The sequence below is a fragment of the Succinimonas sp. genome (assembly GCF_045225735.1).
Classification (GTDB): Bacteria; Pseudomonadota; Gammaproteobacteria; order Enterobacterales; family Succinivibrionaceae; genus Succinimonas.
Genome location: NZ_JBGVBR010000192.1, coordinates 1 through 9,756 on the forward strand (window position 1 = coordinate 1; position 9,756 = coordinate 9,756).

The 9,756-nt window shown below is 49.7% G+C and carries 10 protein-coding genes; 9 read left to right on the top strand and 1 reads right to left on the bottom strand.

All coding sequences use genetic code 11. The annotated features are described in order from the left end of the window. Positions 1-44 precede the first annotated feature (44 nt). Positions 45-998 carry a hypothetical protein gene (locus ACJROR_RS06730; RefSeq protein WP_406546446.1) on the top strand — a complete coding sequence of 318 codons (954 nt, stop codon included), beginning with the start codon at positions 45-47 and terminating at the stop codon, positions 996-998. A gap of 55 nt (positions 999-1,053) precedes the next feature. Further along, complete coding sequence (locus ACJROR_RS06735; RefSeq protein ID WP_406546447.1) at positions 1,054-2,172, top strand: hypothetical protein; 1,119 nt, start codon at positions 1,054-1,056, stop codon at positions 2,170-2,172. A 56-nt stretch (positions 2,173-2,228) separates the two neighbouring features. Here the strand turns inward: ACJROR_RS06735 and ACJROR_RS06740 are convergent, their stop codons facing one another. Continuing rightward, positions 2,229-3,215: a viperin family antiviral radical SAM protein gene (locus ACJROR_RS06740; RefSeq protein WP_406546448.1), complete on the bottom strand. Its 987-nt coding sequence runs from the start codon at positions 3,213-3,215 to the stop codon at positions 2,229-2,231. A 447-nt stretch (positions 3,216-3,662) separates the two neighbouring features. Here ACJROR_RS06740 and ACJROR_RS06745 point away from each other — a divergent pair, with 447 nt between their 5' ends. From ACJROR_RS06745 to ACJROR_RS06775, 7 genes are all read left to right on the top strand, one after another. Then, positions 3,663-4,244, top strand: a complete 582-nt coding sequence (locus ACJROR_RS06745) for a type II secretion system protein (RefSeq protein WP_406546449.1) — start codon at positions 3,663-3,665, stop codon at positions 4,242-4,244. A 324-nt stretch (positions 4,245-4,568) separates the two neighbouring features. After that, positions 4,569-5,222: a Tfp pilus assembly protein FimT/FimU gene (locus ACJROR_RS06750; RefSeq protein WP_406546450.1), complete on the top strand. Its 654-nt coding sequence runs from the start codon at positions 4,569-4,571 to the stop codon at positions 5,220-5,222. 435 nt (positions 5,223-5,657) lie between these two features. Further along, on the top strand, positions 5,658-6,815 hold the full coding sequence (locus ACJROR_RS06755; protein WP_406546451.1) for a hypothetical protein: 1,158 nt from the start codon (positions 5,658-5,660) through the stop codon (positions 6,813-6,815). 125 nt (positions 6,816-6,940) lie between these two features. Continuing rightward, positions 6,941-7,183, top strand: a complete 243-nt coding sequence (locus tag ACJROR_RS06760; protein WP_406546452.1) for a hypothetical protein — start codon at positions 6,941-6,943, stop codon at positions 7,181-7,183. 126 nt (positions 7,184-7,309) lie between these two features. Then, entirely contained in the window at positions 7,310-7,627 is a 318-nt protein-coding gene (locus ACJROR_RS06765) for a Yae1 family protein (RefSeq protein WP_406546453.1), read from the top strand. A 264-nt stretch (positions 7,628-7,891) separates the two neighbouring features. After that, a complete protein-coding gene (locus ACJROR_RS06770; RefSeq protein ID WP_406546454.1) occupies positions 7,892-8,836 on the top strand; it encodes a hypothetical protein in 945 nt (314 codons plus the stop codon). 176 nt (positions 8,837-9,012) lie between these two features. Continuing rightward, complete coding sequence (locus tag ACJROR_RS06775; RefSeq protein WP_406546455.1) at positions 9,013-9,684, top strand: hypothetical protein; 672 nt, start codon at positions 9,013-9,015, stop codon at positions 9,682-9,684. Positions 9,685-9,756 lie beyond the last annotated feature (72 nt).

Below are 9,756 nucleotides of genomic sequence, written 5' to 3' on the forward strand. Positions count from 1 at the left end.
CTGATCTTTCGTTCCTGATGTGCTCAAAGACGAATCAGAAACCTGTGATTCAGAAGCTTCTTGACGTTGAATATGATAATGACGGCTTTCCCAAAGATTTTGAGGTAACAAAAACCGACAAAGGCGAGAACCTGTTTTATAAACAGTTTTCTGTCAGCGATTACACATATTTGGATGAAAATGGACAAAGCCGGAAAGCAAAAGACTTTTGCTGTAATGTGTACATGAATCCGGCCGATCGGGCCGACTCTCTTCTGAGAATCCGGAATAAGATCTCCGGCGAAACGGAGATTGTAAAAGGTCTGGAATCTGAAAATCATTCAGTGTCTCAGCTGAAACAAGCGGCAAAGAACATGCGTTTCCATAAACTTAAAGTTGAGAAGGAGTATCTCAGGGACGCGAGCGGAAAAGCGCTGAAAGATGAACATGGGGTAAAGCAATTCCGGGAAACGGCCTCGTTTGTTCAGGATGAAGATGCCATACGAAAGGTCAGAGCCAGGGCGGGTTATTTCTCCTTATTGGCCTTTAAATTTAAAGGCGATGCTCTGGCCCATTTAAAGGCATATCGCTTAAGAGACGAGCAGGAAAAGTACTTTTACTCGATGAAGGACTTTTGTCATTTTGACACAGTCAAAAACTCCAATGAACTTGCCCGTGTCGGCGGGTTATTCATCATGTTCGTGGGCCTGATTATGGTTTCGCACATAAAGAGTGTCTGGAGCAGAAGCGAGAGTTTGAAGAAAAAGTATCACAGCACGCTCAGTCTGTACAATGCCATGATGCCAATACGGTATGTGGATGGGATAGACAGAACCTATCACATCACATCCTTCACCAGCGAGCAGGTTGAGATTTGCAGGGAGTTTGGTATTGAACCTCCTCCTGAGTGTCTCAATGCAACTGACAGAAAGGCAAGGGAACGAGTGCAGAATCCAAAAAAGAGGGGACGCCCTGCAGGGAGCGGAAAGGCTTTAAACAAATCGGCAATAGCAAGTTAAGTGCGTTCGTTTAAGCTATTTTGATTTCTGTGTATAAATAATTGGAAAATTTGGAATGAAACTCAGAAAGTTTACCCGGAGGAGCGGTTTTTTATCCTCCCTGCTGAGACTGAATTCCTCCCTGCTCCTGGATACCGGAGGCGCCTCCCTTTATGTCAGAGGCATGCTTGATTACGATGAAGCGGCTTATCGTTACGACAAACGTCTGAGAGCTTCTCTTTATGAGCTTTACGGCAAATTCAGCGGCTCTGAATACGGTATTTCGGGCTTGCAGATCAGCGCCGGCAAAATGAGACTCTCATGGGGCGTAAATGATGGCAGAAGCACCATTGATGTCCTAAATGCCACTTATTTCAGAGATCCCATGGCCAATGGCCGGACTGTTCAGAAATGGCCTTCCTGGCTGCTAAGAGGAGAACAGGCAACTCATATCGGCAATATTGAAGCGGTGCTTCTTCCCTTCGGGAAGGATCGGAAAATGCCGCAGCATGACAGTCCCTGGGAGCCGGACAGCATTCACGATCTCCGGGAAGCAGACAGCAGGGGACTGATTTCCTTCATTGAGCATCCCAATCCCAAAAAGCCGGAATGGAGTGTCAGATACATTAAGTACATGACCGGAGCGGATGCCGGCATTTCCTTCTATTCCGGGTTTTCGGATTTTCCGGCGCTGAAGAAGACCGGAGTTCGCTCCGTTCTCATGGAGCCGGTGCGCCAGAGGACAGTCAGCATTAATGGCGCCATGACCGCAGGTGGCAGCTCCTTCAGGGCGGAAATCTCTTTCACGGCCCATGCGCCGGTTTATGATGACAGGGGAGATCTCTTCTATGCGGATTTGCCCCAGGTGATTGCCGGCTTCGATAGAAACCTTGACGGAGGGATTTATCTGAACGGGCAGTTTTTTTATGATCGTTATCGCTCATCCGCTGATGATTACGGCCTTACCTTTGCCTTGCATCAGAAGTATTTCAATGATGCTCTGACTGTCGGGATAAATGCTCTTTACGGCTATAAGAACGAGCATTCGGCAGAGGTTTTTGGCGAATATGAGGTAACAGACAGCCTGAAGGTGCATATCAGAGGATACTGGATTGGCGGGGGAGCGGAAGGCGGAATGTACCGTTCTTATGATCGCAACGATTTTCTGGAGCTGGGGTTTAAATACTATCTGTGACCTTCCGGAGGCGGCAAAGGCCCGGGAAGCTCAGCAGGCTTCCCGATGCCGGGCTTTCAGGCGGAGTAGCGCGACCTGTAGAGCTCGGTATTGAAGTTAAGCCGGGCCAGTCCTGCCGCGAGATCCTCTCCGGCCGCATCCGCCACGGCGACATAATTGTCGTTCATGGTGTTATCCACCAGATACCCCCGGGCGTCGATCATGAGATAGGCCCCGTTAAGATCGCTTTCCAGCACCGCCTCGCAGTCCTGGGAGAGCCTGACCCGCACGGAGAGATCCGCATCCCGATCCGTAAGGCGGATGCCGGTGTTTCTTTCCGCATAGTCCCGGTATTCCCGGTGGGATACCACAATATCCTCGTTAGAAAACGCGCCGTTCCGGAAGAGGTTCATCTTGAAGATCTTCCAGCGGGACACAGGCATGCTGACGATGTCCCGGGCCATGTTTTCATGCTTGTTCAATGCAGAAACCACGGTGTTGATTTTGATGGCGCAGCGGCTGTTTACGGCTTTCACCGTGTCCAGAACCTCCCGGAGCCTTGCGGCGTCAAGGAGCTTCCCGCTTCTTACGCAGCGGCCGATGCGGCGGAGGGTGTCCTCCTCCATGCTGTCAATGGAAAGCCCGATGCAGGAAAGCAGGGGAGCATGCCTTCTGATCCAGTCCTGAGTCATGCGGTAGCCGTTGGAGATCACGGACACCGGGCGGCCCTGATCATGGATATAGGCGGCAATGGCGGTAAAGTCGGGGTGCATCAGGGGCTCCCCGCCGGCAATGTTAAAGGAGGCGTCCGGAGCCAGACGGAGGCAGTTATCCACAATTTTCTTCCAGTGATCGAAACGGAGCACCCGGCGGGAGCCGAAATGGGCGAAGCAGTGCCGGCAGCTGTAGTTGCAGGTTTCGATAATGTGGAGGTTGAACTTGAGGCCCGGCCCGGCAGCTTTCTGAGCGCCGGCAGCGGATTCGGGAGCAGCGCAGGAAGAAACCGGGGATGCGGAAACGGCAGGAGCGGCGGTGAGAATCTGAGCAGTCATTGGTGCAGTCATAATAGGCCTCGTCTGGTGTCAAAAAGGAAAAATTCTGTTTTGGCAGCGCCGCTCAAAACCGGAGCGGAACTGACTGTTCTTATTCATAATTATCGGAGTCCGCGATCCGGGATCCGGCAGAAAAAAGTGCAGGATTAAGCCTGTAAGATGACGCTCTGTCAGAATCCTTCACCGGGGCGGGAGATCCGGAGAAAAGACGGTGAACAGACGGAAGAAAGACGGAAAAACAGGATAAGAAAATCAGAATAAGAGGGGGAGCAAGCCGTTTTTTCAAAAACTGTGATGCGATCTTAAGTATTGCAAAGCCGCTGGTTTTCCGTGGGACAGGGATCACGCAGAAAAAGCGGCGTTTTTAGTAAGATCAAAGGTAAGCAGGCTGTTCTGTCGGCAGAAAGCGGCAGCGGCCGGCAGCAGGATAATTCCGTTATTTCCAAAAAGGAGGCTGTTATGCGCTCTCATATTAGCAAGGGCTTTACCCTTATCGAGCTCGTGGTGGTAATTGTCATTCTCGGCATCCTGGCGGCCACTGCAGCCCCCAAGTTTATGGATCTTCAGAAGGATGCCCGCATTTCCAAGCTGAACGGCATTAAGGGCGCCATACGCAGCGCGGAAAACATGACCGTGAGCAAGGCTGTTCTCGCCGGACTGGAGAAAAAGGAAGGCACCAAGACCAGTCTTACTTACGTGTGCGAAACCGGCTCCGCTCTGGAAACGTGCAACAGCTCTACCGGTATTTCCATTTCCTTCGGCTATCCCGCAGTGTTCGGGAACGGCATTCTTAAGGCTCTGGATATTGATGCGGTACAGGCAGATGAATCAGATGCGAAGCAGCATGACTGGGCCTACCGGATCAGGGAATGGGACGATAAGAAGGCGCAGCTTCTTATCGGCCCCGCGGATATGCCTATTCCGGCGGAGTACAACACCGGAAGTCCTGCAGAAGGCTGCTATGTCTTCTATGACCATCCTCACCTGAAAGATGATGGCTCTCTGGTAAGACAGGTTGTAGTGGTTACCACCGGCTGTTAAGCCAGATCTTAAAACAAGTTCGTTGTGAGAAAGGGGAGATCGCCGGGTCTCCCTTTTTCATTTTATGGCATTCCGGAAGAACCATGCTCAGCTTGCGGCGTTTTTTCCTGTCCGGAGCGGCATGACTTCCCGGAATAGCCTTCAGGAGCCGGAAGATTTGGGAAGAGGAAGATGATTCCTGTTTTCCCCGGTCGTCTCAGGGCGGGATCTGCTCCGGGGTTGCCGGTTAAAAATTGTGACAGGATATCCAAAAAAATTATTTTAATGCTGCGATATGGGCGGCTCTTCACGGATGCCGTCAGGGGATGTCCGCTACAATATGAGATGAAGTACAGTAATATTTCCGAAAGCAATATCAGCGGCCAGGAGGTCATCATGAGAAGTTTGCGCGCGCGGGGTTTTACCCTTATTGAACTTGTGGTGGTAATCGTCATTTTAGGCATTCTGGCGGCTACCGCAGCTCCTAAATTCATGGATCTCCAGCGGGATGCCCGTATTTCCAAGCTGAACGGTCTCAAGGCTGCCATCCGCAGCGCGGAAAACATGACCCGGAGCAAGGCTGTCATTGCCGGGCTGGAACGCTATCCGGCCTTAACCGGCAGCACGGTTTATTATGTTTGTCTTAACGATGCGGCTACGGTTAAGTGCAACAGCACAAACGGCGTGTCTGTTTCCTACGGTTATCCCGCAGCTCTTAACAGTGAAATTACCACCGGTCTTCTGAGAGCCCTGGACATCGATGCGGTGCCCAGCGGAGACACAAACAGAAAACAGCATGACTGGCAGTATAAATCTCATCTTTGGGAATCCGGTATTACTCAGCTCTTGATAGGACCGAGCGATATGGAGCTTCCCGATCAATATCAGGATGATAAGATTGATTCCACCTCCAAGGGTTGTTATATCGTTTATGACAATCCTTACATGCAGGGAGACAAGCTTATGAGAATGGCCCAGATAGTGGATACCGGCTGCTAGCAGGGCGGTTTTTAAGAGAAAAGCGCGGGGGATCAGGTGATTCCCCTTTTTTATGCCTGCTTTCGGAAATTTGCGGGAGCTCCGGTACGGCACCGTCTCCGCCTGATCAGCGACATTTGATATCAGTTTTTAGCCGGCGATCATCACCTGATGGCCGGCTTTTTCGTCACCTGAGGTTTTCCGCTGAATTTCGGAAAAGATCCTGGTGAAAATTTGACCATTTGCAAAGACAAAACACTCGTTCCGAGAATTTTTCAAGGGAGTATTTCAACATGTCATTTTTAGAAAATGGCCGTTTTTAGCGGGTTTTTACCCTCAAACCCCGGAAATATGTGATCTGCATCCTTACCGAAACGGGAACAATTGACAAAATATACTGATAATCTATACTTTGGCCGAATATTTTCACCAACAGTCATTGAATGAGGTTTTTTCATGACACAGGAAAGTACGCATGCCGCCAAGGTTATGGATGTTACCAAAGGGCAGATACGCTGCGACGCAGCAGCCAAGCAGGTGCTCAGCAACAAGGATATTCTGGCGATCATTCTGAGAGAGGTCGTTCCGGAATTTAAAAACTGCGACAAGGACTTTATTAAAAGGGAATGTCTTAAAGACGGGGTGCGCGTTGACTTAACTCCGCCGGACGGCGACGATGCCACTGATACCATTGTCGGCCTTAACACCGATGAGGTGCTCCTGCTTGAGGGGCGGAAAAGCTATGATCTTCTTTTTGAAGTTCTGGTTCCAGAAGCAAATGTTAAACGCCCGAGCAGGAAGAAGCGGAAGGGGGCTCGGAATGCTGCGGCATCAGGAAAAGAGGCCGCTTCCTCTTCTGACGAGCCGGAAAAGGTAGTTTTGATAGTGCATTTGGAGATCCAGCAGAATACCAGTCCGGGTTATTCTCTGGAAAAACGGGCTATTTTCTATAATAGCCTGCTGATGGTAAAGCAGCAGCTTTTAGTGAAGAACTTCAGTTATAAAAAGATGCGCAAGGTTTATTCCGTCTGGGTATGTCTGAATCCGAAGAATGAAACCCAAAATTACATTTATTCTTTGAAGTATGGTCCGTGTGGCGTGTCCCAAAGGACATACAAAAAGAAAAAACGGATATATGTGGACGAGAGTGAAAAGCGGCTGAAGAAAATCACAGAGAAGAATGACTACGATATGTCGGAGATTATTTTTATCCATGTTCCCAATTATTTTCCGGATGATGAAAAACCGGTTATTAAAATGCTGGGCACCCTTTTTTCACGTCAAAAAACAGTTGCTGAACGGAAGAAAATTTTAGAAAATGAATTTGGAGTAGCTATGACAAAAAATTTAAGCGAGGGGATTGACACTATGTGCAACATGGGGGAAGCCTTGTTTAAGGAAGGCGAGAAAAAAGGCGAGAAAAGAGGCGAGAAAAGAGGCGAGAAAAGAGGCGAGAAAAAAGGTATCGTAAAAACCCTGCTTCGAGCCATTGTATCTAATGTTAAACACTACGGTGTCACTAATGAACAGGCGATGGCCAATCTCGGCATTCCTGAAAATGAGTACGAGAAATACAATAAATTGCTGGAGAAGGAGGGGCTGGCTTTGACCTGACAGCGGCGCCGGGTTTAAGTATTTGCTGTTTTCTTGTTTATGCATGCGGTGGGACAGAGGCTATACGCGCTTTCGTCTTGCCGCTTTTGCGCATATCGAGGGTACTCTCAGGGACAGAAGAGGGGATGGACAATATGTGCAATCTGGGACAAGCCTTGTTTGATGAAGGTTACAGGAAAGGTTTCAGGAAAGGTTTCAGGAAAGGTTTCAAAAAGGGTTTCGTAAAAACCATGCTTCGAGTTATTAGGTCAAATGTCAAAAACTACAATGTTACTGAGGAGCAGGCGATGGCCAATCTCGGCATTCCTGAAAATGAGTACGAGGAATACAATAAATTGCTGGAGAAGGAGGGGCTGGTTTTGACCTGACAGCGGTGCCGGGTTTAAGTATTTGCTGTTTTCTTGTTTATGCATGCGGTGGGACAGAGGCTATACGCGCTTTCGTCTTGCCGCTTTTGACGCATATCGAGGGTACTCTCAGGGACAGAAGAGGGGATGGACAAAATGTGCAATCTGGGACAAGCCTTGTTTGATGAAGGTTACAGGGAAGGTTACAGGGAAGGTTTCAAGAAAGGTTTTAAGAAAGGTTTCAAGAAAGGTTTTAAGAAAGGTTTTAAGAAAGGTTTCAAAAAATGTAAAGCTGAAGGCCTTGAAGAAGGTATCAAAACAACTCAGCTTGGGAACATTGTGTCATTATGTAAAAAATTGGGATGTACCATGGAATATGCGATGGGTCTTCTCATCAGCATTCCTGAAAATGAGCGCGAGGAATACAAGGAAATGCTGGAGAAGAAAATGCTGTCTTTGGCCTGACAGCGGCTCTGCGCGTTTTCTTCTTGCCGTTAAATGGCTGATTTTGACATGGGGCGTACCCTTGAGGGACATCAGAAGGCCGGTGACACCGTACAGTCTGCGAACTCCAATAAAAACTCTTAATATGCCGGAGACCTTTTTAATGCCCCGTTTGTTACGATTACGGCTGCGCCTTTGTTCGAGGGTGCGGCGTTTTTTATTTCGGATCGGCTGTTTCCGGGCCGGCCAGGAACAGGGAACCCAGAGAGAGGTTTATGAAGCGCGATGAATAACAGAACAGACCGGGATTTTACTGACGTCCGGGTGAAAAAACTCCGGAATTCCCAGATTTGCAAGGATCTTCTCCGGGAGTTCGGTTTGCTGCAAAAGCTTTATATTGCGCTGGGGGTTACCTCGGTGCTCTGGATTCCGCTCCTGATTCTGACACCCCTGCTTGCCGCGCTCATTATCGGATCCGCCGGCCGGGCCCGCGCTCTTTTTGCGTCTCTGAATCTTTTCAACAGCGCCGGACGCTCCGGAAAGCTGCGGATCTATGGGGTACTGATTCTGCTCTTTCTTGTCTTAACCGGCATTCTGGCGGCGTACGCTTATGTTACTTCTCTTCCGGCGCCCTTCGGGCCTGACTGGATGCTTAACAAATGGTGGGCGTTCCCGGTTTTATCATTTCTCCCGGTGGTGACCTTTCTGTTCATGAGCGGTATTGCCTTTTATGCAGTGCATAACTCCCTGAAGGATCTCAGTAATTTTCTCGAGCAGGATGAATACCAGCTTGAGGCGCTGGATAAGTTTGAGACCAGGCACGCTGCCGAGCTTTCTCTTTACGAAAGCCAGTGCCGGGAGCTTTCCCGGCTGGCATCCTTAAACCCGGAGGCCTTCTCCGGTTTCATGCGCTTAAGACATCTCGTTATCATCGGGAGCCTCTATGAGGCGGAGAAGGAGCTCAGCAGCATTGCCGTCGCTTCCGGATCCGCAGTTCAGGCGGCGGATGCCCTGGAAAAGGCGCGGGAGTTTGTCCGTTTCTGCCGGGAAAACCGCGAGATCCTTCAGGAGTACCGGAGGAAGCTGGAGGTGTGGCAGGCCTGCGCCCCCTGGGCCAATGAGGCAGACTCCAATACTGCTCCTGACGTTGGTTATGCGCCTATTTTACTGTTTTTGTATTTTCTTGTGCTGGGGCCTGTAATGCTGTTCTTGCTGCTCAGCCTTCTGTGATAACATTGGGGTAAAATAAAGGATCTGCTGCAAAGAGCAGCTTTTCGATAAGAAAGGGAAGGTTTCAAAGAAGGTATCGTAACGTCCCTCTTCGAGCCATCAGATCAAATGTCAAATACTGCAATGTTACTGAGGAACAGCGATGGCCGATTCCGGCATTCCTGAAAATGAGCGCGATGAATAACAGAACAGACCGGGATTTTACTGACGCCCGGGTGAAAAAACTCCGGGATTCCCGGATTTGCAAGGATCTGCTCCGGGAGTTCGGCAGGCTGAAAATGCTTTATATTGCGCTGGGGGTTACCTCGGCGCTCTGGATTCCCCTCCTGATTCTGGCTCCCCTGATTGCCGCGCTCATTATCGGATCCGCCGGCCGGGTCCGCGCTCTTTTTGCATCTATGGATCTCAGCAATAACGCCGGACGCGCCGGAAAGCTGCAGGTCTATGGGATACTGATTCTGATCTTTCTTGTCTTAACCGGCATTCTGGGAGCGCATGCTTATGTTACTTCTCTTCCGGAGCCCTTCGGACCGGCTTGGGCGCTTAACAGATGGTGGGTATTCCCGGTTATCTCATTTTGCCCCTTTGCGGCCTTTCTGCTCATGAGCGGTCTGGCCTTTAACGATGTGCATACCGCCCTGAAGGAATACAGTATTTTTCTTTCGCAGCATGAATACCAGATCGAAGCGCTGGATAAGTTTGAGACCATGCATGCGGCCGAGCTTTCTCTTTATGAAAGCCAGTGCCGGGAGCTTTCCCGGCTGGCAGCCTTAAACCCGGAGGCATGCTCCGGTTTCAGGCGCTTAAGGCATTTCGTCATTATCGGGAGCTTTAACCTAAGTTCTTGACAAAAGTAGTTCCATGCCACCGTCAAGAATATAATTTAGATGGCTGTAGCACAAAGTTGTCAATAACAACTT